Source organism: Rhodococcus sp. RD6.2, from assembly GCF_001040705.1.
GTDB lineage: Bacteria > Actinomycetota > Actinomycetes > Mycobacteriales > Mycobacteriaceae > Rhodococcus_G.
Genome location: NZ_CVQP01000006.1, coordinates 364003 through 389091 on the forward strand (window position 1 = coordinate 364003; position 25089 = coordinate 389091).

Here is a 25089-nt window from a genome sequence, read left to right on the forward strand (position 1 = left end):
CGCGCACCTGCTCGACCTCGTCTACGGCGATCACCGGCGACACCTACAGCTGAGCACCGGGGTTGCTGCCCCGACGAACGATCCTGTCGGCCCGCACCGAACAGTCGTATCGTGACTCGGAGACCCGGCGCTCGGGTGGGACCCGCGTCGGGCGAATCCCCATCAGAGCCGAGGTGGCAGTCATGGGAGTCGACCAGGGGACCGACCTCACCGAATCACGATCGGACGTCGCGTCGATCGCCGCCGACCTGCGCAGGGTGTTCGCTACCGGACGCACCAGACCCGCGGCCTGGCGGATCGCGCAACTCGAAGGCATCGAACGTCTCCTCGTCGAGCGGGAAGACGACCTCGTGCAGGCGCTGGCCGAGGATCTCGGGCGCAGTGCTCTCGAGAATTGGTTCATCGATGTCGCGCCGGCCGGGGCCGAAGCCTCGTATGTCCGGAAGCGGTTGCGGCGGTGGATGCGGCGCAGCCTGCGCGGTCTGCCCGTGAACCAGCAGCCTGCGCTGGGCTGGGTGCAGTACGAGCCGCTCGGTGTGGTGTTGATCGTCGGGGCGTGGAACGCGCCTGTGACACTGGTCCTGAAACCGCTGGTTGCTGCCATCGCGGCGGGTAACTGTGTCGTGCTCAAACCTTCCGAGTTGACGCCCGCCACGTCGCGACTGCTCGCGCGGATCGTTCCCGAGTATCTCGACCCCGAGGCGATCGCCGTGGTCGAGGGGGACGGGGCGGTCACCCAGGACCTCCTCGCGCAGGGAATGGATCACTGTCTCTTCACCGGTGGTACCGAGATCGGGCGGAAGGTAATGGCTGCTGCGGCGCCGCACCTCACACCCGTCACCCTCGAACTGGGCGGGAAGTCGCCGGTGATCGTCACCGCCGATGCCGATCTCGAGGTGACGGCTCGCCGGATCGCGTGGGCGAAGCTGCTGAACTCGGGTCAGGTGTGCCTGGCGCCGGACTATCTGCTCGTCGAGCGTTCGGTGCGGGACGAACTGGTCGCCCGGATCGTCGAGGCAGTCGGGCGGTTCCGGGCGGAGGAATCGAGTCCGGGGGTTCGGATCGTCAACGAGCGCCAGTTCGACCGTTTGGCCGGGTATCTCGCGACAACACGCGCGACGGTGGTGCTCGGCGGTGGGTTCGACCGCGCGGCTCTCACGGTCGAACCCACCGTGCTGCTGGATCCGGAAGTCGACGAACCGATGATGACCGAGGAGATATTCGGTCCGATTCTTCCGGTCCTTGCCGTGGATTCACTCGACGCGGCATTCGCGTTCGTGACGTCCCGGCCGAAGCCGCTGGCCGCGTACCTGTTCACCCGCTCCGCTGATGCGCGGCGCCGGTTCGTGGCCGAGATCAGCGCCGGCGGCATGGTGGTGAACCACCTCATCTATCACTACAGTGCGCAGGTTCTTCCGTTCGGTGGGGTCGGTGCCAGCGGAACTGGCCGCTACAACGGGAAATGGGGGTTCGAGACCTTCAGCAACCGGAAGGCCGTGCTGGTCAAGCCTTTCAAGCCGGACCCGCGGTTCGTCTATCCGCCGTACACCGACCGTGCCGTCGCGATCCTGCGCAGGCTGTTCTAGTCCTCCGCCGGTTTCGGGGTCAGGGCCTCGAGGGCGCTGGTGAGGTCGGCCTCGAAGCGGTCGCGGTCGACGCCTGCCGCGGTGAGGGGGCCGTCGCCGTTCTCGACCTCCAGTAGCGCCAGGAGGATGTGCTCGGTTCCGATGTAGTTGTGGCCCAATCGGAGTGCGTGGCGGAACGTCAGCTCCAGTGCCTTGCGTGCGGCGGCGTCGTAGGGCACCAGGTCGGGCGTCTCGTCGGCGGGAGCGGGCAGGATGACGGCGTCGCGGATGGCGGCGGCGTCCACCTGCTGCGAAGCGAGCAGGGTGATCGCGAGCGATTCGGGCTCGGAGAGCAGTCCGAGGGCCAGGTGCGCGGGCGTCACCTCTGTGGAGCCGGCGGACTTCGCCTCGTTGTGTGCGGCGGCGATGACGTTGCGGGCGCGCGGGGTGAACTGGTTGAAGCCCTGGTTCGGATCGAGGTCGGTGGCGGTACCGGGGTCCTTCGGTGTGAAGCGCTTCTGGGCGGCCTGCTTGCTGACGCCCATGCTGCGGCCGATGTCCGTCCACGACAATCCGGTGCGACGCGCCTGATCGACGAAGTGGCCGATCAGGTGGTCGGCGACGTCGCCGAGGTGGTCGGCGGCGAGAACCGCGTCGGAGAGTTGGTCGAGCGGGTCGTTGTGGACCTTCTTGATGGCGTCGATGAGGTCGTCGAGTCGGACCTTGGGCGTGAGTTGCGTCGGTTCGGGCATGCGTCAACTCTAGGTTGACGCATGGGCATCGTCAACCATTGGTTGACGATGGGTCAGGCGGAGCAGTTGCGGCAGGTTCCGAAGACCTCGACCGTGTGGCTGACGTTGGTGAACCCGTTCTCCTCCGCGATCGAGTGCGACCACTTCTCGACCTCGGGTCCGTCGACCTCGACCGTGAACCCGCACGACCGGCACACCAGGTGGTGGTGATGCCCGGAGGAGCAGCGGCGGTAGACCGACTCGCCCGAGTCGGTGCGCAACATGTCCACGGTGCCCGCGTCGGCCAGGGTCTGCAGCGTTCGGTAGACGGTCGTCAGGCCGATGCCCTCGCCGCGCCTGCGCAGCACGTCGTGCAGTTCCTGTGCGGATCGGAACTCGTCGATCTCGTCGAGCAGTGCCGAGATCGCGCTCCGCTGCTTCGTGGCGCGCACGCCAACAGCGACGGGGGTGCGGGGCTTGTCGGTCACTCGGGTTCCCTTCTCGGCGCCTGCGTCCATTTAGTGCCCTTCCTCGGCGTGGGCGACGGCGTCGACCACGATGTGGGCGAGGTGATCGTCGACGAGTCGATACACGACCTCGCGTCCGGAGCGATCGCCCCGAACCACTCCCGCCGACTTGAGTACGCGCAGATGCTGGCTGATCAGCGGTTGGGTGACCTCGAGCGCGTCGACGAGTTCGTGGACGCACCGCGGAGCGGCACGCAGTTGCAGAACGATGGCGATGCGAACCGGTGCGGCGAGCGCGCGCAGGATGTCGCCCGCGGCGGTGAGCGTGTCGCGATCCGGCATCGCGGCCGGGGGCGGGGAGTCGGCGTCGTGCGGCGCGGAGTGGTCGCGCAGGTCGTCCGCGTCGGCGATGCTCACGAGTGCGCGCTCCTTGTCGATGCCGTGGTGTGTCGAGGCCGTGCGTGGGGTGTCGGACACAGCTTATTGCAAACAATATCCATTTTGATATGCACGAGTATGCATGTCAAACGACGAATTGGGTGCGGTGTCCGACCCCGATAGGCTGGATCCGTACATCCCTACCCACACGGCATCTATTACCCAGATGGAGAGCTATTCCAGTGGCACCCAAGTCCAAGGTCGAAACCGTCGCCAACCTCGCCAAGCGTCGAGGTCTCGTCTTCCCCTGTGGTGAGATCTACGGCGGTACCAGGTCCGCCTGGGACTACGGGCCGCTCGGCGTCGAGCTCAAGGAGAACATCAAGAAGCAGTGGTGGCGGTCGATGGTCACCGGCCGCGACGACGTCGTCGGCCTCGACTCCTCGGTCATCCTGCCCCGCCAGGTGTGGGTCGCGTCCGGTCATGTCGGCGTCTTCAACGATCCGCTGGTCGAGTGCCTGAACTGCCACAAGCGGCACCGGCAGGACCACCTGCAGGAGGCGTACGCGGAGAAGAAGGGCCTCGACAACCCGGACGACGTCGCGATGGACCTCATCGTCTGTCCCGATTGCGGCACCGTCGGTCAGTGGACCGAGCCCCGCGACTTCAACATGATGCTCAAGACCTACCTCGGTCCGGTCGAGTCGGAGGAAGGACTGCACTACCTGCGTCCCGAGACCGCGCAGGGCATCTTCGTCAACTTCGCGAACGTGCTCACCACGTCGCGCAAGAAGCCGCCGTTCGGCATCGGCCAGATCGGCAAGAGCTTCCGCAACGAGATCACGCCCGGCAACTTCATCTTCCGCACCCGCGAGTTCGAGCAGATGGAGATGGAGTTCTTCGTCAAGCCCGGTGAGGACGAGGAGTGGCACCAGTACTGGATCGACACCCGCCTCGCCTGGTACACCGACCTCGGCATCGACCCGGAGAACCTGCGCCTGTTCGAGCACCCCGAGGACAAGCTCTCGCACTACTCCAAGCGGACCGTCGACATCGAGTACCGCTTCGGCTTCCAGGGCAGCGAGTGGGGCGAGCTCGAGGGCGTCGCGAACCGCACCGACTACGACCTCCGCGTCCACGAGGAGTCGTCGGGCCAGGACCTCAAGTACTTCGACCAGACGACCGGTGAGCGCTACACGCCGTACGTCATCGAGCCGGCAGCAGGCCTGACCCGGTCGCTGATGGCGTTCCTCGTCGACGCGTACCAGGAGGACGAGGCGCCGAACGCGAAGGGCGGCGTCGACAAGCGCACCGTGCTGCGCCTCGACCGCAGGCTCGCCCCCGTCAAGGCCGCGGTGTTGCCGCTCAGCCGCAACGAGGCACTGAGCCCCAAGGCGCGCGACCTCGCGGCGCAGCTGCGCAAGAACTGGAACGTCGAGTTCGACGACGCCGGTGCGATCGGTCGCCGCTACCGCCGTCAGGACGAGATCGGCACCCCGTTCTGCATCACCGTCGACTTCGACACCCTCGAGGATCAGGCCGTCACCATCCGTGAGCGCGACACCATGGAGCAGGAGCGGGTCTCCCTCGACAAGGTCGAGGGCTACCTCGCCCAGCGTCTGATCGGCGCGTAGCAGTTGTGCGCGCTTCTGGTGGTGCGAGCCACCAGAAGCGCGCACCCGCGCGTCAGCGCCTGACCAGGCCTCGGGCGACGAGTTCCATCGTCACCGCGACGCTGCACGTCTGGGCCAGGAGGAGCCCGACGAGCACCAGGATCTGCACGGCACCGGCCTGCACCGCCGACCCGCTCGCGAGCAGGACACCGACGAAGGCGCCCGGCAGGGTGACCAGGCCGACGGTCCGGGTCTGGTCGAGGCCGGGCAGCAGCGCGTCCGCGGCGACGTCGTGGACGACGAGCATGCGCGAATCCCGTTCGTCCAGACCGAGACTCAGCGCCGCCTCCACCTCGCCGTGGCGCTGGTCGATGGAGTCGAGTGCGCGTTTGGCGGCCAGGGACGTGGACGTCATGGCGTTGCCGAGGACGATGCCACCGATCGGGATCAGCGCGACCCCCTCGAGCGGCACCACGCCACTGGCCAGCATCGGGGTGAGCGCCGCCGTGATCCCGACCGCCAGGGCCACCGTCAGCCACAACCCGGAGCGGCCCGCCTTGGATCGCCGCGCCGCGGTGACCGACGCCGCCGCGAACATCACCAGCAGGACGGCAACAGCCGACCACAGGTGACGCAACGCCGCCGCCAGCACCAGGGACACCACCGCGAGCTGCGCGGCGCCGCGCAGCGTAGCGGCAGGGACCGACAGCGCGCGGTCCAACCCGGAGATCCGATACACCAGCGCGGCCGCGACCGCCATCGCCGCACACAGTGCGGCGAGCGCGAACCCGGCGTCGGCCAGGTCCGCACTCACGGCTCAGAACCTTCCGCTGCGGCTGATCCGGCCCGAACTTCCCGAGCCGCCGAACGATCCCGGACTCCGGCTGCCGCCCCTGTGTCCGCCACCGCCCCGGTATCCGCCACCGCCCATGCTGCCCCGGATCATCGAATCGATGAGGATGCCGCCGAGGATGGCACCGGTGTTCCCGCCCGACGACTGCTGCGGACGCCTGCTCGCCTCCCACTGCTGCACGTCCGCCTGCGCGACGTACAGTGCACGGCCGCTGAGCTCGCCCGCCGCCTTCGAGTGCTGCAGGGCCCGCGCCGGATCGGACTGGCTGAGCTGCCGCGCCGCGTCCAGGTGCCGCTGCGCCTCCGACAGTCGGGTGCGCGCCTCGGCGCCGACCGCGCCGCGGCGCGTCGCGATGAAATCGGTTGCCGCGGTGATCTGGGCCTGCGCGGCGGTGATGTCCTGGGTCAGACGCTGCGCGGTCCGCTCCGCCTGAGCCTTCGCCTCGGTGGCCGTGGCCAGCATCTCGTCGAGGACGGCATCCGCCTTCGCGACCTCGGTGAATGCGCCGAGGGGATCGCTCTCGCGAAGCGTCTCCGCCCACGCGACGGCATCCGCGGCGGCCGTGCGCGCCGCCGCGAGATCCGCACCCCCGTGAGCGGTCAGCGCGTCGGCCGCAGCGATGTCCTTGCGGGCGTCCTCGATCGCGGCGGGCAGGGTCGCGGTGGCCGCACGGATGTTGTCGGCGGCGTGGTCGATGCCGTCGAGCAGCTCCCGGACCTGGTCCAGCGCACCCTCGGCGGCGCGGATCGCGACCACCGCCGGACCCTGCTTGCCCGCGGGCAGCGCGACGGCCGCACGGCCCGCGGTGACGTTCTGGTCCGCGAACGCCAGTTGCTCACGAGCCAGCGCGATGTTGCCGTCGATCGACGCCAGCGCAGACGCCGGGAACTCGGACTTGAGTTGCGTCAGAACCGAATCCGATGCGGGCACCCGCACCGTCATCTCGATGACCCGCTGGGTGAGGGTGTCGAGGCGGGCGGGCGCGTCGATCAGCAGGTCGCGCATCCCGTCGAACTCCGCCACCCGGGCGTCGAGCTCACGGTCGGCGCGGGAGCAGGTGGCGATGAGTTCGACAAGCATGTCGCGCTGCTGCTCCGGGGTTTCCGGGACGTCGTCGTCGAGGCGCTGCCGGATGGTGAACGCCGACGCGAGCGCCGCCTTCGCCGCCTCGAACGCGGCCGTGAACGGTGCGGTCGCTGCGTCCCCGAATTCGCCGCGCGCCAGGTTCAGTTCCTCTTCGCTCGTGCGGATCGCGTTGTCGGTGTCGACGAGCACCTCCTTCGCGCGGGCGTCGAGCGTGGCGATCGGCAGCATCGCGACCGCGGCGGGGTCTGTCCAGTCGATGTCCGCGGGTACGTGCCCGCCTGCCGCGGACTTCTTGCGGCGCCGCGTGTAGACGACGGCGCCACCGACGAGGACGACCCCGACTCCGCCGATCACCAGATAGGTGACGCCGGACCCGGACCCGCTCGGGGCGATCGCGTCCGACAGGCCACCCGCGGCGGCGACGGCAGCGCCCGCCCAGTCGTCGTCCCGCAACGCGGGCACGACGGCGTCCCGTTCGATGTCCGCGATGTCGGCGTCGGTGACGTTCGTGATTCCCGTCGGCACCGTGAACGTGTATGCACGGTCGCCGGTGGCGACCGACAGCAGCGCCGTCTCCGCGCCGAGGCCGCTGAGTTGTTCGGTCCGTGCCGCCCAGGTGTCGGCGTCCATGCCGTCGAACGAGTCGACGTACACGACCCACAGCTGCACGTGATGCTCGTCGAACAGGGTGTCGACGGCGGCCTGGACCTCGCTGCGCCCGTCGTCGTCGAGCGCGCCCGCGGTGTCGGTGATCTGCTGCGGCAGTCGGGCCGGCGCGTCCGCGGCGGCGGTGGCCGGGAGGCAGAGCAGCATGATCGCCGCGACCACCGAGGCGAACGCGGCGGCGGCGCGGTGGGTGACGAGCAGGTGTGCGGATGACGGGACACCGAATGGCATGGCGACGAATCTATCGGGTGTCGCGGCGTTGGTGCTGACCTCGACGGTGCGCCGCTGGCCGGTGCCCGCGATCGCGGCTGGCAGACTTGGGGAGTGAGTTACGCAGCAGCGCCCCCGGAGCGCGACGACAGGCTCGGCTTCGCGGGCACCCTTGCGCGCTGGACGCGTCGCGTCGTCGTCGGTTCGATCCTGATCGGGCTGCTGCTCGTCGGCGGTACCGCGGTACGGGTGTGGCAGGTCGCGCGGATCGACGACACGCGGCCCGCCGACGCGATCGTCGTCCTCGGCGCGGCGCAGTACTCGGGTACCCCGTCGTCGGTGTTCGAGGCTCGTCTCGAGCAGGCGGTGAAGCTGTACGAGAAGGGGGTTGCGCCGACGGTGGTGACCGTCGGCGGCAAGCAGGTCGGCGACCTGTACACCGAGGCGGCCTCCGGGAAGAACTACCTGATCTCTCGGGGAGTCCCGGAAGAGCAGATCGTCGCGGTCGAAGAAGGCTCCGACACCCTGCGCAGCATCGAGGGCGTCGATCGGGTGATGGGGGAGTTGGGGATGGGGTCGGCGGTGCTCGTCAGCGATCCCTGGCATTCGCTGCGCACCCGGACGATGGCCCGCGACGCCGGGCTCGAGGCGTGGACGGCACCGACCAGGCAGGGCCCTGCTGTCTTCACCAGGGAATCGCAGTTCCACGGAATCGCAAGGGAGACAGGCGCATTGATCTGGTATCAACTCACCCACTTCTCGGCGGACTTCCCGTACGACGCAGGCCAGTGACCGTGGCTCCGTACACCGAGCACGACCTCGAACGGCGCGTCCCCGAGGGGGCGAAGAGCGCCGGACTGCCCGGAGCGAGCGCACCGCGCAGCGACTTCTCCCGCGACCGGGCCCGGGTGCAGCACAGCGCGGCGTTGCGTCGCCTCGCCGACAAGACCCAGGTCGTCGGGCCCCGCGACGGCGACACCCCACGAACCCGCCTCACCCATTCGATCGAGGTCGCGCAGATCGGCCGCGGCATCGCCGACGGGCTCGGGTGCGACCCCGACCTGGTCGACCTCGCGGGCCTCGCCCACGACATCGGGCACCCCCCGTACGGGCACAACGGCGAGAAGGCGCTCGACGAGGTCGCCGCCGACTGTGGCGGTTTCGAGGGCAACGCGCAGAACCTGCGCATTCTCACCAGCCTCGAACCGAAGGTCCTCGCACCCGACGGCAGCAGTTCGGGCCTCAACCTCACCCGGGCCGCGCTCGACGCCGCGATCAAGTACCCGTGGACGCGGCCGTCGCCCGGCGCCAAGTTCGGCGCCTACGACGACGACGCCGACATTCTCGCCTGGGTCCGCGACGGCGCCCCGGACCGGCGCAAGAGCCTGGAAGCGCAGGTCATGGACTGGGCCGACGACGTCGCGTACTCCGTGCACGACGTCGAGGACGGCGTCATCGCCGGACGCATCGATCTGCGCGCACTCGCCGACCCCAGCGAGCGCGCAGCGCTCGCGGAGATGGGTGCCGCCGAGTTCCGCGGTCTGGTCGTCGACGACCTGGTCGAGGCGGCGAGCAGGCTGTCGCGGCTGCCGGTGGTCGTCGCGGTCGGCAGCTACGACGGCACGCTCGCGTCGGCCGTCGCGCTGAAGAACCTGACCAGCGAACTCGTGGGCCGGTTCGCGACGGCCGCGGTGTCCGCCACCCGGTCCGTCGCGGGCGACCGGCCGCTCACCCGCTACGCCGCGGACCTGGAGATCCCGCCGGTCGTCGCGGCGGAGGTGGCGCTTCTCAAGAGGGTGGCCCTGCGCTACGTGATGTCCGACGCCGGGCACCGCACCAAACAGGACCGTCAGCGCGACCGGATCCACCGCGTCGCCCAGTGGCTGCTGCACACTGCCCCGAGCTGCCTCGACCCGATCCTGCTGCCGTCGTGGGAACGCGCGCAGGACGACGCCGCGCGGACCCGGGTGATCGTCGACCAGATCGCGTCCTACACCGAGAGCCGACTCGAACGCGTCGACAAGCAGAGCCTCGGCGCTCAGGCGTCGTGGGGGTGAGTCGCGCTACTCCGGCAGGACCTGACCCATCACGCGGAACGTGTTGCCGCCCATGATCGCCCGGATCTCGTCGTCACTGCGGCCCCGGTCGCGCAGTTCCTGGGTGATCACCGCGATCTCACTGGTGTCCCACGCGACGGTGGTGGCGCCGTCGTAGTCGGACCCGAGCGCCGCGGTCTGCAGGCCGCCGACGGCGATCACATGCTCGATCGCGTCGACGACCGCGGTCGGGGTCAGCTCGCACACCGCGGCGTCCCAGTACCCGATTCCGACGACGCCGCCGGTCGCCGCGACGCCGCGGATCTCGTCGTCGGTGAGGTTGCGGTTGACGTTGCACGTCGCCTGCACGCCGCCGTGGCTGGCGACGACCGGCTTCGTCGCCAACGCGAGCATCTCCGCGATCGCCGTGTGGCTCGAATGCGCGATGTCGACGATGACGCCGCGCCGCTCCATCTCCGCGAACGCCGCCCGGCCGAGGTCGGTCAGCCCACCCTGCTCGACGCCGTGCATCGAGCCGACGGCCTCGTTGTCGAAGAAGTGCGCGAACCCGGCCATCCGCATGCCCGCGTCGTACAGCGCGTCGAAGTTCTCGATGTTGCCCTCGAGGTTCTGCAATCCCTCGACGGAGAACAGTGCGCCCGTCACGTCCTGCCCGGCCTCGCGGTCCGCGAGCAGGGTGTCGAGGTCGCCTCGGGTGCGAATGACCCGCAGCGTGCCGTTGGAGTCCGCGGCCGCCTTCTCCAGCTTCTCCGCGTGGTACAGCGACCGCTGCAGCAGCGATCCCCACGTGCGCGGCGGCTGCAGCTGCGCGAAGGTGAGAAGGGTGATGTTGTCGGTGTCGGCGGTGTTCGCGTCGTAGTTCTGGCCCTTCGGCGACTTCGACACCGACGAGAACACCTGCAGCGCGACGTTGCCGTCCTGCAGGCGCGGCAGGTCCATGTGGCCGCGGGACGACCGCTCCAGCAGGTCGCGGTCCCACATCAGGGTGTCCGAGTGCATGTCGGCGATCTGGAGGCTGTCGTGCAGCGCCTGCGTCTGCGGGGTCACCGCGGGCAGGTCGGCGTCGACGACCTGGTTCTGGGCGCGTTCGACGATGCCGGGGGTGAGCGCGAAGAACGCGACGGCGGCGACGGGGACCAGGACGGCGACACCGACGAGGGCGCGGCGCAGCCATCGGCGTGAGGTGGGCGACATGGCCGAATCCTAGGGCGTCCACCCTGCGGGGTTCCCGGAACGGGCACCTACACTGTCCTCGTGGCCGGCCGAATCTCTGAACGTGACATCGCGGCCATTCGAGAGCGCACTCGCATCGAGGACATCGTGGGCGAGTACGTCGCCCTCAAGAACAGCGGCGGCGACTCGATGAAGGGACTGTGTCCCTTCCACGACGAGAAGTCGCCCTCCTTCCATGCTCGACCCAACCACGGCACCTTCCACTGCTTCGGCTGCGGTGAGGGCGGGGACGTGTACTCGTTCCTGCAGAAGATCGAGCACATCTCGTTCGTCGAAGCGGTCGAGCAGCTCGCGGACCGGATCAACTACACCATCTCTTACGAGGGCGGCGGGCCGTCCGTCCAGCGCGACCGCGGCACCCGGGCGCGCCTGGTCGCGGCGAACGCGGCGGCGCAGCAGTTCTATGCGGCGCGGTTGTCGCAGCCGGATGCGCAGACCGCCCGCGACTACCTCACCGAACGCAACTTCGACGGCCAGGCCGCGCTGACGTTCGGCTGCGGCTACGCCCCCGACGGCTGGGACACCCTCACCAAGCACCTCATGACCAAGGGGTTCGAGGCGAAGGAGATCATCGACGCCGGCCTCGCGACGCCGGGCAAGCGCGGAACTCCGATCGACCGGTTCCGGCGTCGCCTGGTGTGGCCGATCCGCAACCTCGGCGGCGACGTCATCGGGTTCGGGGCTCGCAAGCTGTTCGACGACGACACGATGCCGGGGAAGTACATCAACACCCCGGAAACCATGCTGTACAAGAAGTCCCAGGTGTTGTTCGGGCTCGACCTGGCCAAGCGGGACATCGCGAAGGGTCACCAGGCGGTCGTCGTCGAGGGCTACACCGACGTGATGGCGATGCACCTCGCTGGCGTCACCACCGCCGTCGCATCGTGCGGCACCGCATTCGGCGACGATCACCTGGCGATGCTGCGGCGCCTACTCATGGACGACAGCTACTTCCGCGGCGAGATCATCTACACCTTCGACGGGGACGCGGCCGGGCAGGCCGCGGCGATGAAGGCGTTCGAAGGCGACCAGAAGATGGCAGGCCAGACGTACGTCGCCGTCGCACCGGACGGCATGGACCCGTGCGAGTTGCGGCAGGAGTCCGGTGACGCCGCCGTGCGCGACCTCGTCGCCCGACGGGTTCCGCTCTTCCGGTTCGTCGTGAAATCGGTTCTCGCCGAACATGATCTGGAGACCGCGGAGGGTCGGGTCGAGGCTCTGCGCCGCACCGTCCCGGTGGTGGCCCGGATCAAGGACACCGCCCTGCGTGAGGACTATGCGCGCCAACTCGCCGGCTGGGTCGGCTGGGACGACATCAACTCCGTCGTGCGCCGGGTCCGGGACGAATCACGTCGCGGTGGATCGCGCACGGGTAAGCCGCAGCAGGCGAATCGGTTCCGGGAGGAACCGCAGGCCCCGGCCGCTCCGTCGGGTCCGCCGCGCCCGAATCCGCGCGATCCGGCCCTGTGGCCGCAGCGGGACGCCCTCAAGGCGGGTTTGCAGTACCCGGAGATCGCCGGGTCGGTGTTCGACTCCCTGCCGCCCGAGACGTTCACCCATCCCGCGTACGCCCTGGTGCGGCAGGCGATGGCGGACGCGGGCGGCACCGCGGCCGGGCTCGGCGGCGCCGAATGGATGGACGCCGTCGCGAAGCTGTCCGACCCGTTGCAGTCACTGGTGACGGAGCTGGCCGTCGAGCCGATCCGCGCCTCCGACGTCCCCGACTACATTCCCCGCGTCCTCGCGCGCCTGCAGGAGGTGTGGGTCGGGCAGCAGGTCGCCGACCTCAAGTCGCGACTGCAGCGGATGTCGCAGGCCGACCGCCCCGACGAGTACATGTCGCTCTTCGGCGACCTCGTCGCCCTCGAGCAGTACCGGCGAAGCCTGCTCGAGCAGGCGGTCGGGGACAACGCCGAGGACTTCTGACCTCCAGGCGAGGGTCAGAGGCTGTCGCGGGGCACGTAGATCTGCGTCTTCTCGTCGATCGGCTTGAGCGGTTCCAGCTTCGGCTGCGGATCGAGGCTGTCCGCGAGCTTCTTGCGTCCCACCTCGATGGCCTTCTTCGTCGCCGGGCTCTCCACGATCGCCTTCGTGGTCCGGGTGATCTGTTCGTAGCGTCCACGGCCGGCCTTCGTGCCGAGTACGTACCCCGCCGCCACCGCCATCAACAAGCGCAACATCTACTGCTTTCCCTCCTGTCGAACGGCCTGACACAGTGTGCCTGACGAGCCCCGGCGCAGGCGATTTGGTACCAGGGTGGGTCTATGGGTTAAAGTCTGTTCCGCAGCCAAGCGCAAGCGAGAGCTGCCGAAGATAATCCCCTGTAGCTCAATTGGCAGAGCTTCCGACTGTTAATCGGACGGTTGCTGGTTCGAGTCCAGCCGGGGGAGCTTCGAAAGGCCCTTCACCTGTAGCAATGCAGGTGAAGGGCCTTTTTCGTTTCAGGGACGACTACGCACTGTTGTCACGGATTGTCACAACTGATCCCAAAACTCGTCGCACCGGCAGCGAGCGCGTCAGTCTGGGAATGCGCGTAGGACCGCATCGTGAACGAGGAATCTGCGTGCCCGAGCCAAGCTAATCACCGCGATGGGGACGCCCGGCAGCCTCAGGCGTGAGGATCACCATCCACACTTCCCGAGGTGACCTTGATCGGAGTGTGCGGGCTGAGGCTTCCGACTTGTATGCCGGAGCGGCGTCGCAGCGTGACCGGTGGGACTACGGGTAGCGAGGTCGGTCAGCATGAGCATGCACGCGCCGCGATGTGGGCAGGACTAGCCTGGCCCGTAGCCAAACACCCTGGAGGTGATTGACGATGGATGCCTGGTCTGTGTGGCTCGGCCCCATAGGTTCCTTCATCGACTACGCGCTGTACTGGGTGCGCAATGGGCACCTGCCCGGATGAGCAAGCGACGGCGGGCCAGTGATCTGTGGGACCGCTGACCCGCCGTAGCTCAACTCATTGTTGATCGGGTTGAAGTTCTTACCGATCCAAGACGAGAACGGGTTGCCCGAGTAGTTCATAGTCGCGGCCGATTCGGGCGTCCGGGTCGGGCATGTAGCCGCGTCGGACGTAGTCGTCGATCGTGTTGATCGACAGTCCCTCTCGCTCGGCGACTTTGGCGCGACTCAGGTACTCGATCACTGTGCCACCTTGGTTCGACGCGCCTGGGGGATCGGCCCAGTGTGGTTGTTCCATGTTCTCCACCGACCTACTTACCGAGTGCCTGGGAGACCTGGTCGTAGGCTTCGAGCATCGCGGTGTACTCGGAGCACTTGAATCGTGCGCTCAGTAGATACCGAGCCCGGATTTGCTGTTCGGTTCGCCCGGATTCCTGAGCCTGCTTGGCTACAAGCGGGTCGAGGGTGTCCGCAGCTGTCGCGGCGCCGCCTGACGATGTCACTGACGGGCTGCGGGTCGACTTTGCGAATCCTTGAACCACACCGCAGTCCGCGGCAGCCACCGCGACAGTTGCTTCGACTGTCTCTGGTTGATCTGCTGCCGCGTCGGCCGCGGCCATGCTTTTGCCGTAGACCTCGCGTGCGACCGCGTACGTGTACTCGCGATCTGTCATGGTTGGCGCGGCGTCACTTGAGTCGCTGTTGCTGCAGGCGGTCGCCGCCAGCAGCGCGATAGCTGCGGCGCTGGTCACGATTGTCCGTTTCATGCGCGGATTGAACCAGACTGCCGGCGGCCGGATGTGGCTGTCGTGCGAGTGACTGACATCGCTTCTCGTTGGGGAGCGCCAGTCTCGGCTACTCGTTGATGCCCCCACTCCTATGTCGGAGTGGGGGCGTTTCGTCGTAGCTCACGAGCCCTTGCGTGCCCGGCCCGGCACGCCGGGACGGTCTCGCTCGTACACGGCTGTTCGGGTCAGTGGCTGTTGCCGTTGTTGAAGTGGTAGTCGGTGCTGCCGTTGCCGTCCAGGCTGCTGTTCGCGCTGGGGCCGCGGCCGTCGGTGCCGGGCTCGACGTGGTTGGTCTTGGTGTGCACGATGTCGTAGTAGACGCTCGTGTCGGCTGCGTTCGGGAAGATGCGGTAGGTGAAGACCTTCTTGTCGAGCTGGGTGATCGGGACGACACGCTCGAAGAGAACCTGGCCGGCGTCGTTCTTCGCGTTGATCCAGCGCTCGGAGCCGTCGGGGGTGACGGTCCAGTCGCCGTGCAGCTTGGGGCTGTCGTCGAGGTTGTACATCGTGTACGTGCCGTCTGCCTTGAAGTAGGCCCAGCCCACGAAGTTCGAGACGGCCGGGTTGTCGAGGGCGACGCGGTTGCCGTCCTGGTCGACAGCGCTGGTGGTCTTCCACGGGGTCGAGGCGAGCACGTCCGAGGGGGTCTGCGCGACGTCGGATGAGCCGACGTACGCCGGCGCGGCGAGTGCGGCGGCAGCCGCGGTGGTCGGGGCGATCGCGAGTGCGGCGAGCACGAGGGTCGAGGCGGCGACAGCGGTACGGCGGGAGATCGGCGCGATGATGTTCATGTCCTCGACGCTACGAATCGGGCCCACGGGTCCACATCATCCGATTGGCTATTTGCTCGGACGCCGAACGGATGATCCGGAGGAGATCACTTGGACGCGACGCGAGCACCACAGGCTGTAGTCCGCGGCTGTGTCGGTGGGCCGAGTCCGCCGCCTGCAAGACTTGCGTCGTGACTGGCCTTCACCCATCCGTCGAACCGTACGACTCCGGTCATCTGGATGTCACCGACGGCAACTCCCTGTACTGGGAGACCGTCGGAACGCCCACCGGCCTTCCCGTCGTCTACCTGCACGGCGGGCCCGGCTCGGGTTGCACACTCGGTGCGCGGAGGTTCTTCGACCCGCAGGTTTTCCGCGCGGTGCTGTTCGATCAGCGGGGGTGCGGTCGCAGTCACCCGCGGGCGGACGACCCCACGACCGACCTGGCGGCGAACACGACCGATCATCTGATCGCGGACATCGAACGGCTCCGGGAACATCTCGGGATCGACAGGTGGGTTGTGGCCGGACTGTCGTGGGGAGTGACACTCGGACTGGCCTACGCGCAGGCGCACCCCGATCGGGTGCTCGCAATGGCACTGGGTGCAGTCACGGCCGGCACCCGGAAGGAGGTCGAGTGGGTCACGCGCGACATGCGTCGCGTCTTCCCGCGTGAATGGGAGCGGTTCATCGAACCGGTGCCCGAGAACGAGCGTGAGGGGAACATCGCCGCCGCGTATGCGCGCCTGCTCGCTGACGCGGATCCGCGGGTACGTGAGCACGCCGCTCGGCGGTGGTGTGAGTGGGAAGACGTCCACGTCTCGCTGATGCCCGGCTGGACGCCCCGCGCGAGCTATCAGGACCCATCGTTCCGAATGATGTTCGCGCGAACGGTCACCCACTACTGGGGCAACGACTGCTTCCTCGCCGACGGCCAGCTCCACGACCGGATGGACAGGCTCGCAGGCATCCCCGCCGGCCTCGTCCACGGCAGGTACGACGTGTCCGGCCCACTCGACACCGCGTGGCAACTTCATCGCCGGTGGGACGGGAGCACTCTCGTCGTAGTCGACGACGCCGGGCACGGCGGTGGCAGCTTCAGCGGACGGTTCGCCGACGCGGTCAGCGCGGTCGCGGAACGGGTGGCGCATCGGTTGTGACCGAGTGCGGCCAGGGATTCGACGTGCAGGTCCCCGACCTGTGTACGCAGGTCGGGGACCCATTGTCGTCGCGGTGATCGAGATCGGGGACCTTCGGCCCTGTTTCTGCCGCGTCGAGGGTGGAACCATCGCATTGTCGATGAAAGGCGATGGAAATGATGCAGAACTCGCGAACTCTCGCGAACACCCACCTTCTCGCTCCGCGGGATGCCGGTGAGCATGTCACCCGCGCGCAGTTCGTCCTGGCGATGCTCGCCGCGCTGTCCGTCGTGGCGGCGGGGGTTCTGCTGCTGACCGTTTTGAGCTGACACCGGTACTGGCGCTGACACCGCCGGTGTCCGCGTCGCCACGGCCTCCCGGTAGCATTCCCGTGCGCCCGCATCGGTTCTCGGACCAGCGGGCGGATGGGGCGGTAGCTCAGTCGGTTAGAGCCGTGGACTCATAATCCATTGGTCGCGGGTTCGAGCCCCGCCCGCCCCACCACCGAGCCTCCCCCTCCGTGCGGCGCGATGCATCGCGTGCGTGCGCGCTTTAATCCTCACGAGGGTTGGCTAGCGTGGAGCGATGCCGCGCCCCGACAAGCATGATCCCCGCCGCCTGTCCGACCTGTCGCTCGCCGTCCACGGCGGCAATCGCGTCGACGAGGGTACGGGAGCCCTGCGCACGCCCCTCGTGATGGCGAACTCGTATGCACTGCCCGATGATCCCTCGCAGATCAGCTGGTCGTCCACGGATGGCGGGCTCTACACCCGCAACACCGGCGCGAACCAGGTTGCGTTGCAGAAGAAGCTCGCAGCGCTCGAGGACGGGGAGGATGCGGTCGCGCTCGCGTCGGGGGTGGCCGCGTTGCACGCGGTGTTCTTCACACACCTGCGCTCGGGTGACCATGTCGTCGTGGCAGATGCGACCTACGAGGCCACATTCAAGCTTTTCACCCAGTTGCTCCCGTGGAAGTACGGAATCGACGCCACATTCGTGGATATCGCCGACTTGGACGCTGTCCGCGCCGCTGTCCGGCCCCGGACACGTCTGATCGTGACCGAGGCGATCGCGAACCCGACCACGAAGGTTGCGGACATCGAGGCACTTGCAGACGTCGCGCATGCCGCCGGGGCGCTGCTGGTCGTCGACTCCACCTTCACGCCGCCGCCGTTCTACCGGCCGCTGCGCGACGGAGCGGACCTCGTCGTCCACTCGTTGACGAAGTACATCAACGGCCACGGCGACGCGATGGGCGGCGCGGTGATCGGTCGCCGTGATCTCGTGCAGCCGATCAAGGACGAGGCGATGGTGGACGTCGGCGGGGTGATCTCGCCGTTCAACGCCTGGCAGATCATGCGCGGCTCCGTGACGCTGCCGCTGCGCCTGCGGCAGCACTTCGCCAGTGCGCCGGAGCTGGCCGCGGTGCTCGAGGCCGATCCGCGCGTTGCCTTCGTCGCGTACCCGGGACTCGACTCGCATCCTCAGCACGCGCTCGCGACCCGCCAGTTCGGCGGCCGCGGTTACGGCGGGATGCTCGCGTTCGCCGTGGCCGGTGACGCCGACGCGCAGAATCGCTTCGTGGCGAATCTTCGCCTGGTCACGTCGGCGGTCTCGCTCGGGCACGACGAATCGCTCATCGTGCACGTGGGGACGGAGGGACCCCGGGTGGCCGCCTATCCGGCACCGTTCCGTGAGTACGGCCATCTGCGATTCTCTGTCGGCCTCGAGGACGTGTCGGACCTGCGTGCCGACCTTCTCGCCGCGCTCGACGCCACGTTCGCCTGACAGGCGTGCGGTTGTTGCATTTCATGGCGCAACCGGGCCGAACGTCGGGTCCGATGCGCTGGCACCCCACAAGTTAGGTTAGGCATGCTTGACTTCGTTGAGTGACAACAACCTTGCGTACCTGGCTGACCAACAGCGGCGCCTACGTGATCGCCGCGTTCCGGATCGTCATCGGATTCCTCTTCCTCTGTCACGGCACCACGAGCCTGTGGGCGTGGCCGGCCGAACCCTACGGCGGCTCGACGGCCGAGGTCGGCGCGTGGCCGGGCTGGTGGGGCGCCGTCATCCAGGTGGTCTGCGGAGCCGCCCTGATCGTGGGGTTCGGCACCCGGCTCGCCGCGTTCCTCGGCTCGGGATCGATGGCCTACGCGTACTTCTGGAGCCACCAGGCCGACGGCGCCCTGCCCATCCAGAACGACGGCGAGTCCGCCGCACTGTTCTGCTGGGCGATGTTCCTGCTGATCTTCGTCGGCTCCGGGGCCTTCTCGGTTGACGGACTGCTTCGTCGCCTCCGGGGAGTGGGCGACGCGGACGAGGTGCGGACGAAGGCAGACGGACCCGCGCTCGTCGACGCCTGACCCGCCAGCCACTCACTCATCCATCCGAACATCGGGGTCGTCCGCTCGTGGAGCGGACGACCCCACCGTCGTCACTTGCCTTGTGCTGCCTTGTATTCCAGCGCGTACGCGATCTTGCCGGGCTTGGCGTCGGAGTAGGGCTTGGACAGCTTGCCGAATTCCCCCTTGTCAGCGGCCTTCCCGTCGTTCCACGCACCGAGCACGCCGAGCTGCGACGCGGTGAAGCTGTTGTTCACCACCGCGCCGGCGGGTAGCGCGGTCTGCGCCCGAGTGACGCGATCGACCGCGGCCAGGTAGCTCGCCGAATCGTGGTTGTCCCAGCCGCGCAGGTCTCCGGCGCCGCCGCCGCGCAGCCACTCTCCCCAGTAGAACTCCTGGAAGGGGATTGTCCCGGCGGTGTATCCGATGTCGCGGCCGAAGTACATCAGGCTGCGGTACCGGTCGTCGGCGAAGTTCGCCAGCCCCACGCCCTTCGGGAGTGCCGCGTACGCGACCTCCTTGCCGTCGACGTCGTGATTCCACACCCATCGGTTGGTCTGCATCTGCGCCCAGAAATCGGGGATGCTCAGCGCCGAGAGGTTACCGAGCACCCGCAGGCGCACGTGCACGTCCGGACCCTCGACCTCCTGGAACGACGTCAACGTGTGGTGGCCGTCCGTCAGATACAGCAGGCCGCCGGGGCCCACCACGACCGTCTTCATCGGTGCGACGGTCTCGGGGGTCTCCTTGCCCACCGCGACCGAGCAGGTGAACGAGCCCGGATCGGACAGCCGAGCTTCCGGTGTCGCGGCGACCGCGGTGCCCTGGCCGTTCGCCTCGCACCAGTCCTCGAACTTCTTGTTGACCGCGTCCTTGCCGAGGGTGTAGCGGCCGAGCTTGTAGTACACCTCGTCGTAGCCGAGCGAGGGTTGCGTCGCCCGGACGTCGCCGATGCGGACGTCGAGCAGTTCGCCCTCTTGGGCGCACAGGTACGGCGAATCGCTCGACCCGCCCGCCGACCCGGTCGCGAGCAGTGTCGTGACGCCGCCGGAGGTCGTGCAGGGGACAGCGGAGGCGGTGCCGCCCGTGATTCCGACGGTGACGCCGGTGAGGGCGAGCGCCGCGGTGGTCAGGGTCGCGACGCGCGAGGCTACGGACATGGGTGGTGATCTCCTGTCGGATGGGCGTTGGCGGGGTCACCGTCGCGGACGTCGGTGAGCGTTGGGTTGCCGCAACACGACGGCTCGCCGGACGGTCGGTGAACGCGCGGCTAGGGTGGCGGTATGGCGATCACCCCGGATACGAAGAACTGGACCTGGGTCGTGGAAAAGCCCTGTCCGGATTGTGGATTCGACCCCGCTGGAGTCGAGTTCGAACAGATCCCCGACCTGGTCCGGGCGAACGCCGCCCGATGGCCCGCGGTCCTCGCACGCCCCGACGTCGCGGTGCGGCCTGACGACCGGACGTGGTCGGCGCTGGAGTACGGCGCGCACGTCCGCGACGTCTTCCAGATCTTCCGCGAACGCCTCGAACTGATGCTGACCGAGACGGATCCGTCGTTCGCGAACTGGGACCAGGACGCGACGGCCGTCGCGGAGAACTACGGCGCCCAGGACCCGGGCGTGGTGTCCGCGGAACTGGTGGCGGCGGCCGACGAGATTGCGGTCGCCTTCGCCGCCGTACCCGCGGACGCGCTCGATCGGAGAGGTCTGCGCAGCGACGGTTCGGCGTTCACCGTCCGCACCCTCGCCGTCTACTTCTTGCACGATCCGGTACACCACCTGCACGATGTGCGGGGTTGACGCCTACGTGTGACCTGGGGAAACAGGACTACGTTATAACCTGTTACGAAATTGACCTAGAACGTGTTCCATTTTGGTGTCGTTCCGGCTATGGTGAGCGCTTGTGATCGCCGTCACCTCGATCACCTCTAGCTGCTGTGGACGAAAGGCCGGAACTTATGAAGACAAAAGGCGCGCTCCTGTGGGGACTGAACGAGCAGTGGTCGGTCGAGGAGATCGAGCTGGGTGATCCGCGGGAGGGTGAAGTCCAGATCCGCATGGAAGCGGCCGGCATGTGCCACTCCGACTACCACCTCGTCACCGGCGCGACCCCGATGCCGTCCTTCCCGGTGCTCGGTGGGCACGAGGGCGCGGGCGTCGTCACCAAGGTCGGCCCGAACGTGAAGCGGCTCAAGGAAGGCGACCATGTCGTCCTGTCCTTCATCCCCGCCTGTGGCCAGTGCGACCCGTGTACGCAGGGTCATTCGAACCTCTGCGACCTGGGCATGGGCCTGCTCACCGGCCAGTCCATCTCCGACGGCTCGTACCGCATCCAGGCGCGTGGCCAGAACGTCATCCCGATGTCGCTCCTCGGCACCTTCTCGCCGTACATGACCGTGCACGAGTACTCCGCGGTCAAGATCGACGAGCACGTCCCGTTCGAGGTCGCCGCGCTCGTCGGCTGCGGCGTCACGACCGGTTGGGGCTCGGCGACCAACGTCGCGCAGGTCCGCCCCGGCGACTCCGTAGCGATCGTCGGCGTCGGCGGCGTCGGCATGGCCGCGCTGCAGGGCGCGGTGGTCTCGGGTGCACGCAATGTCATCGCCATCGACCCGGTCGCGTCCAAGCGCGAGCGTGCCCTCAAGTTCGGTGCCACCCACGCCTACGCCAGCCTCGAAGAGGCCATCGTCCCGGTCATGGAACTGACCTGGGGCAAAATGTGCGACAAGGTCATCCTCACCATGGGTGAGATGGACGGCGCGATGGTCGATCCCGCGCTGACGCTGACCGCCAAGGCGGGCACCTGCGTCGTCACCTCCATGGGCAACATGTCCGACATGGACGTGAAGATGAACCTCTTCCTCTTCGCGATGCTGCAGAAGACCCTCAAGGGCAACGTCTTCGGTGGCGCCAACCCGCGCCACGAGATCCCGATGCTCCTCGACCTGTACAAGTCGGGTCAGCTGAACCTGCAGGACATGATCTCCAACACCTACAGCCTCGAGCAGATCAACGACGGCTACCAGGACATGCTGGACGGCAAGAACCTCCGCGGCGTCATCAAGTACACCGACGCGGATCGCTAGACACGCAATCAACGACGACGACGCCGGGCCGGCAGAGGAGGCCCGGCGTCGTCGCGTTTCGGGGTCGATTCACGTCGGTGGCCGCACCTCGACGTGAAGTGCATGGATGAGTTCGGCGATCAGTGCGGGGGCATCGAGGGGGACGAACGCGGCGCAGTCGTCGATCACCTCCAGGCGTGAACCGGGAATGTCCGCCGCCAGCCTGCGACCAAGTTCGAGACCGAACACGCGGTCGTCGGCGCCCCAGGCGAGCAGCGTCGGGTCACGCCGATCACTCAGGCGCGCCACGGCATCGAAGGTGTAGGCGGTGTCGATTCCCGCGAAGACGGCCCTGATGTCACGTCGGACGGCCTTGTCTCGGAGTGGTCGTGTCCATCCCCTGACCACGTCGTCGGCGGGGGCATGGTGTGCGAGCAGGCGAGGGACCGCCAGGCTGCGAACCCGACGCGACCGCGTCAGGAATGCGCTGAGTTGCAGTGTCCCCGGCACCCGGGCGAGGGAGAAGAGCCACCGCAGGGACGGTGGCGGGAAGTAGTCGTAGGCGTCGCACGACGTCAGGACGAGTGCGCGAACCAGTTCGGGGTGTCGAGCGGCGGCGATCTGACTCAGTGCTCCGCCGGTGTCGTTGCCGACCAGGGTGATTCGATCCACCTCGAATGCCGCGGCGATGTCGGCGACGAGATCTGCGAGCGCAGGTGGGCGTAGATCGGCGTCCGGATTCATGGGCCGGGTGTGTGCACCCAGGGGGAGTGTCGGCAGCAGGCATCTGTAGCCGAGTTCGGCGGCTCGTGCGGCGACGCCGTCCCACAGGTGACTGTCCACGAGCACGCCGTGCACGAACAGCAGCACCGACGAGCCGGTGCCCATCTCACGTACCTCGATCGGTCCTGCGGTGGTGTCGATCCAGTGCCTGATCTCGCTGTGGTGATCTGCGGACGTCATCGCGAACCTCCTGTTGAATGTCTTTTCAATAGTTCGGACGGTAGTGGATATTGAATACTTCTTCAATAGTGCGAGTTCTACAGTGGCAGGATCCGGCTGATTCGAGAAGGTGGTGGGAGCGCGTGGCGGGGCAACGGACACGGTTGTCGACAGAGGAGCGGCGGGCCGAGCTGATCGAGGCGACGCTGCGTGCCCTCGCGTCTCGAGAGCCCGAACGACTGTCCGTGCAGGAGATCTCGTCGGCCGCCGGCGTATCCGACGGTCTGCTGTACCACTACTTCGGCAGCAAGGATGCACTGGTGTTCGCGGCCATGGAGTCTGCTGCTGACCGGATGATCGAGGACCTTCTTGCGGTGTCGGGTGAGGGTCCACTTCTGCATAGACTGTCGGCTGCCCTCGTCGCGTATCTCGACCATGTTCAGTTGCACAGCGTTGGTTGGCGCGCGCTCCTGCGGGCAAGTGGCAGCGCGGGCCTTGCGGAACTCGCACAGCGTGTGGACGCCGCCTCCACCGAGTTGTTCCTCAGAACCCTGGACGTCGACGAACCCACCGAGACGACCATGATGGTGATCGCCGGCTGGCTGGCCTTCGAGCGAGCCGCCTGCCTCCACTGGCTCGAAGGCGGTCAGGTCGACCGAGCAATACTCGAACAGGTGCTGGTTGCCTCGTTCTTCTCGACGTTGCAGGTCGCGGCAACGGCGGATCCAGCGCTGGCCGCGGGTCTGGCCCGGATCACAGAGGGCAACGGATGAGCTCGTACCCTGACGGGATGCACGCTCTCGCCGCTATCGAGACCTGGCCCGTCGACCATGCCGCCGCCTCGGTTGTCGGCCCGGAACGAGCTCTCGCGACCGCAGGGGACCAGGACCGGGTGTTCGAGCTGGCATCGGTGACCAAACTGCTGGTGGCGTACGGGGTGCTCGTCGCGGTGGAAGAGGGTGCCGTCGAACTCGACACCCCGGCAGGGCCGCCCGGTGCGACCGTCCGGCACCTGCTCGCGCACGCGTCGGGAATCGCGTTCGGCGACCGATCCGTCGCGGCCGAACCGGGCGCCAAGCGGATCTATTCGAGCGCCGGGTTCGAGGTCCTCGCCGAACTCGTCGAAGCGGAGACCGGCATCGCGTTCCCGGACTACCTGCACGAGGCCGTGTTCGAGCCGCTCGGCATGGCGGGCGCCGCACTGACCGGCCCGGCCGGGCATGGTGCGCGCGCCTCCGCCGCCGATCTGACGCGGTTCGCCGGTGAACTCCTGCGGCCGACGCTGATCGCCGCCGACACTCTCGCCGACGCGACGACCGTGCAGTACCCCGGCCTGCGAGGTCTGCTCCCGGGCTACGGGATGCAGCGGCCCAACGACTGGGGACTCGGATTCGAGATCCGGGACGGAAAGTCGCCGCACTGGACGGGTACCTCGAATGCGCCGTCCACCTTCGGGCACTTCGGTCAGTCGGGGACGTTCCTGTGGGTCGACCCGACCCGCGACCTCGCGTGTGTCGCACTCGCCGACCGGGCCTTCGGAGACTGGGCGAAGAATGCGTGGCCGCCGCTCAGTGAGGCCGTGGTCGCTGAGTTCGGCGGTCGCTGACAACGTCGCCACCGCGCCAATCGCTGTTTCAACTGGCGCACCACCGGTAACAGGGGGCACACTGTTATCGCGCCGTTGCCCGTCTGCGACGACAGAGGCCGTTGGGGAAGACGACCCTCGTCGAAGCTGGAGGTGCCCTGTGCGCGAATTGGATCAGTTCGCCGACGCGACGACCGGTGTGCTCCACGTGCACTCGTCGCCAGCGGCTCTGTGCCCGCACGTCGAATGGGCACTCGCCGCCACGCTCGAGTCCAAGGCGAACCTCAAGTGGACGTCCCAGCCCGCCTCGCCAGGCCAACTTCGCGCGAGCACCGACTGGCTGGGTCCGGTCGGCACCGGTGCCCGACTTGTCAACGCGCTGCGTGTTTGGCCGATGCTTCGCTTCGAGGTCACCGAGGACGCCAGCGAGGGAGTCGACGGCGAACGGTTCGCGCACGCACCGGGACTCGGTCTGTGGCACGGTTCGATGAGCGCCAACGGCGACGTGATCGTCGGCGAGATGCGACTGCGGTCCCTGATCGCCGAATGCAGCGGAACGGGCTCTCTCGCAAGCGAACTCGAGCATGCGCTCGGTTCGCCGTGGGACGCGGAACTCGAGCCGTACCGCACCGGCGGCGAAGGCGCCGAGGTGACCTGGCTGCGCCGCAACGTCGGGTAGGTAATCATGAGTCC

The 25089-nt window shown here is 67.9% G+C and carries 26 protein-coding genes and 2 tRNA genes; 16 read left to right on the forward strand and 12 right to left on the reverse strand.

Going from position 1 to position 25089, the window contains the following annotated elements; all coding sequences use genetic code 11:
- Window positions 1–182: 182 nt before the first annotated feature.
- Window positions 183–1586, forward strand: a complete 1404-nt coding sequence (locus tag RHCRD62_RS11905) for an aldehyde dehydrogenase family protein (protein ID WP_050064904.1) — start codon at window positions 183–185, stop codon at window positions 1584–1586.
- Here the strand turns inward: RHCRD62_RS11905 and RHCRD62_RS11910 are convergent.
- Genes RHCRD62_RS11910 through RHCRD62_RS11920 form a run of 3 tightly spaced genes read right to left on the reverse strand, consistent with a single transcriptional unit; the run spans window position 1583 to window position 3105 of the window.
- On the reverse strand, window positions 1583–2317 hold the full coding sequence (locus tag RHCRD62_RS11910) for a Clp protease N-terminal domain-containing protein (RefSeq protein WP_050064905.1): 735 nt from the start codon (window positions 2315–2317) through the stop codon (window positions 1583–1585). The two genes, RHCRD62_RS11905 and RHCRD62_RS11910, sit on opposite strands and share 4 nt — an antisense overlap.
- Window positions 2318–2370: 53 nt before the next feature.
- Window positions 2371–2814, reverse strand: a complete 444-nt coding sequence (locus tag RHCRD62_RS11915; protein WP_050064906.1) for a Fur family transcriptional regulator — start codon at window positions 2812–2814, stop codon at window positions 2371–2373.
- Window positions 2815–3105: an ArsR/SmtB family transcription factor gene (locus RHCRD62_RS11920; RefSeq protein WP_137874083.1), complete on the reverse strand. Its 291-nt coding sequence runs from the start codon at window positions 3103–3105 to the stop codon at window positions 2815–2817.
- Between the two features lie 278 nt (window positions 3106–3383).
- Between RHCRD62_RS11920 and RHCRD62_RS11925 the strand changes: the two genes are divergently transcribed.
- The gene (locus RHCRD62_RS11925; RefSeq protein ID WP_050064907.1) at window positions 3384–4775 is read left to right on the forward strand and encodes a glycine--tRNA ligase; all 1392 of its coding nucleotides are present in this window, start codon (window positions 3384–3386) and stop codon (window positions 4773–4775) included.
- Between the two features lie 52 nt (window positions 4776–4827).
- Here RHCRD62_RS11925 and RHCRD62_RS11930 read toward each other — a convergent pair whose 3' ends face one another.
- Both RHCRD62_RS11930 and RHCRD62_RS11935 read right to left on the reverse strand, forming a co-directional pair.
- Entirely contained in the window at window positions 4828–5568 is a 741-nt protein-coding gene (locus RHCRD62_RS11930; RefSeq protein WP_050064908.1) for an ABC transporter permease, read from the reverse strand.
- A 3-nt stretch (window positions 5569–5571) separates the two neighbouring features.
- Window positions 5572–7590, reverse strand: a complete 2019-nt coding sequence (locus tag RHCRD62_RS11935; protein WP_050064909.1) for a TPM domain-containing protein — start codon at window positions 7588–7590, stop codon at window positions 5572–5574.
- A 93-nt stretch (window positions 7591–7683) separates the two neighbouring features.
- On the opposite strand from RHCRD62_RS11935, the gene RHCRD62_RS11940 reads away from it, so the two are divergent.
- Both RHCRD62_RS11940 and RHCRD62_RS11945 read left to right on the forward strand, forming a co-directional pair.
- Complete coding sequence (locus tag RHCRD62_RS11940) at window positions 7684–8361, forward strand: YdcF family protein (RefSeq protein ID WP_050064910.1); 678 nt, start codon at window positions 7684–7686, stop codon at window positions 8359–8361.
- Window positions 8358–9626: a deoxyguanosinetriphosphate triphosphohydrolase gene (locus RHCRD62_RS11945; RefSeq protein WP_050064911.1), complete on the forward strand. Its 1269-nt coding sequence runs from the start codon at window positions 8358–8360 to the stop codon at window positions 9624–9626. Before RHCRD62_RS11940 ends, RHCRD62_RS11945 begins: the two co-directional genes overlap by 4 nt.
- Window positions 9627–9632: 6 nt before the next feature.
- On the opposite strand, the gene RHCRD62_RS11950 is transcribed toward RHCRD62_RS11945, so the two are convergent.
- Window positions 9633–10820, reverse strand: coding sequence for a dipeptidase (locus RHCRD62_RS11950; RefSeq protein ID WP_172671052.1), 1188 nt, complete (start codon window positions 10818–10820; stop codon window positions 9633–9635).
- A 60-nt stretch (window positions 10821–10880) separates the two neighbouring features.
- Here RHCRD62_RS11950 and dnaG point away from each other — a divergent pair, with 60 nt between their 5' ends.
- Window positions 10881–12785 carry a DNA primase gene (gene dnaG, locus RHCRD62_RS11955; protein ID WP_050064912.1) on the forward strand — a complete coding sequence of 635 codons (1905 nt, stop codon included), beginning with the start codon at window positions 10881–10883 and terminating at the stop codon, window positions 12783–12785.
- 14 nt (window positions 12786–12799) lie between these two features.
- Here dnaG and RHCRD62_RS11960 read toward each other — a convergent pair whose 3' ends face one another.
- A complete protein-coding gene (locus RHCRD62_RS11960; protein WP_050064913.1) occupies window positions 12800–13039 on the reverse strand; it encodes a hypothetical protein in 240 nt (79 codons plus the stop codon).
- A 137-nt stretch (window positions 13040–13176) separates the two neighbouring features.
- Here RHCRD62_RS11960 and RHCRD62_RS11965 point away from each other — a divergent pair.
- Window positions 13177–13249 (forward strand) — tRNA-Asn (locus tag RHCRD62_RS11965).
- Between the two features lie 593 nt (window positions 13250–13842).
- Here the strand turns inward: RHCRD62_RS11965 and RHCRD62_RS25815 are convergent.
- The 3 genes from RHCRD62_RS25815 to RHCRD62_RS11975 form a co-directional block, all read right to left on the reverse strand.
- Window positions 13843–14004 carry a hypothetical protein gene (locus RHCRD62_RS25815; RefSeq protein WP_157050885.1) on the reverse strand — a complete coding sequence of 54 codons (162 nt, stop codon included), beginning with the start codon at window positions 14002–14004 and terminating at the stop codon, window positions 13843–13845.
- A gap of 67 nt (window positions 14005–14071) precedes the next feature.
- On the reverse strand, window positions 14072–14527 hold the full coding sequence (locus RHCRD62_RS11970) for a hypothetical protein (protein WP_157050886.1): 456 nt from the start codon (window positions 14525–14527) through the stop codon (window positions 14072–14074).
- A gap of 206 nt (window positions 14528–14733) precedes the next feature.
- The gene (locus tag RHCRD62_RS11975) at window positions 14734–15339 is read right to left on the reverse strand and encodes a DUF4822 domain-containing protein (protein ID WP_084734258.1); all 606 of its coding nucleotides are present in this window, start codon (window positions 15337–15339) and stop codon (window positions 14734–14736) included.
- 170 nt (window positions 15340–15509) lie between these two features.
- On the opposite strand from RHCRD62_RS11975, the gene pip reads away from it, so the two are divergent.
- The 5 genes from pip (at window position 15510) to RHCRD62_RS11995 (ending at window position 18823) form a co-directional block, all read left to right on the forward strand.
- The gene (pip, locus tag RHCRD62_RS11980) at window positions 15510–16478 is read left to right on the forward strand and encodes a prolyl aminopeptidase (protein ID WP_050064916.1); all 969 of its coding nucleotides are present in this window, start codon (window positions 15510–15512) and stop codon (window positions 16476–16478) included.
- A 155-nt stretch (window positions 16479–16633) separates the two neighbouring features.
- A complete protein-coding gene (locus tag RHCRD62_RS25820; protein ID WP_157050887.1) occupies window positions 16634–16786 on the forward strand; it encodes a hypothetical protein in 153 nt (50 codons plus the stop codon).
- A 98-nt stretch (window positions 16787–16884) separates the two neighbouring features.
- Window positions 16885–16961: transfer RNA gene (locus tag RHCRD62_RS11985), tRNA-Ile, on the forward strand.
- 81 nt (window positions 16962–17042) lie between these two features.
- Entirely contained in the window at window positions 17043–18245 is a 1203-nt protein-coding gene (locus RHCRD62_RS11990; protein WP_050064917.1) for a trans-sulfuration enzyme family protein, read from the forward strand.
- 101 nt (window positions 18246–18346) lie between these two features.
- Entirely contained in the window at window positions 18347–18823 is a 477-nt protein-coding gene (locus tag RHCRD62_RS11995) for a DoxX family protein (protein WP_253277288.1), read from the forward strand.
- 71 nt (window positions 18824–18894) lie between these two features.
- On the opposite strand, the gene RHCRD62_RS12000 is transcribed toward RHCRD62_RS11995, so the two are convergent.
- Window positions 18895–19962, reverse strand: a complete 1068-nt coding sequence (locus tag RHCRD62_RS12000) for a ParB/Srx family N-terminal domain-containing protein (RefSeq protein WP_050064919.1) — start codon at window positions 19960–19962, stop codon at window positions 18895–18897.
- 123 nt (window positions 19963–20085) lie between these two features.
- Here RHCRD62_RS12000 and RHCRD62_RS12005 point away from each other — a divergent pair, with 123 nt between their 5' ends.
- Both RHCRD62_RS12005 and RHCRD62_RS12010 read left to right on the forward strand, forming a co-directional pair.
- Window positions 20086–20604 carry a DinB family protein gene (locus tag RHCRD62_RS12005; protein ID WP_050064920.1) on the forward strand — a complete coding sequence of 173 codons (519 nt, stop codon included), beginning with the start codon at window positions 20086–20088 and terminating at the stop codon, window positions 20602–20604.
- A gap of 158 nt (window positions 20605–20762) precedes the next feature.
- The gene (locus RHCRD62_RS12010) at window positions 20763–21890 is read left to right on the forward strand and encodes an NDMA-dependent alcohol dehydrogenase (protein ID WP_050064921.1); all 1128 of its coding nucleotides are present in this window, start codon (window positions 20763–20765) and stop codon (window positions 21888–21890) included.
- A 69-nt stretch (window positions 21891–21959) separates the two neighbouring features.
- Here RHCRD62_RS12010 and RHCRD62_RS12015 read toward each other — a convergent pair whose 3' ends face one another.
- Window positions 21960–22832 (reverse strand): alpha/beta fold hydrolase, encoded by an 873-nt coding sequence (locus RHCRD62_RS12015; RefSeq protein ID WP_050064922.1) that lies wholly within the window; start codon window positions 22830–22832, stop codon window positions 21960–21962.
- 122 nt (window positions 22833–22954) lie between these two features.
- Here RHCRD62_RS12015 and RHCRD62_RS12020 point away from each other — a divergent pair, with 122 nt between their 5' ends.
- The 3 genes from RHCRD62_RS12020 (at window position 22955) to RHCRD62_RS12030 (ending at window position 25075) form a co-directional block, all read left to right on the forward strand.
- On the forward strand, window positions 22955–23584 hold the full coding sequence (locus RHCRD62_RS12020) for a TetR/AcrR family transcriptional regulator (protein WP_050064923.1): 630 nt from the start codon (window positions 22955–22957) through the stop codon (window positions 23582–23584).
- Between the two features lie 17 nt (window positions 23585–23601).
- On the forward strand, window positions 23602–24417 hold the full coding sequence (locus tag RHCRD62_RS12025) for a serine hydrolase domain-containing protein (protein WP_050064924.1): 816 nt from the start codon (window positions 23602–23604) through the stop codon (window positions 24415–24417).
- 139 nt (window positions 24418–24556) lie between these two features.
- Window positions 24557–25075 carry a DUF3145 domain-containing protein gene (locus tag RHCRD62_RS12030; RefSeq protein ID WP_050064925.1) on the forward strand — a complete coding sequence of 173 codons (519 nt, stop codon included), beginning with the start codon at window positions 24557–24559 and terminating at the stop codon, window positions 25073–25075.
- Window positions 25076–25089 lie beyond the last annotated feature (14 nt).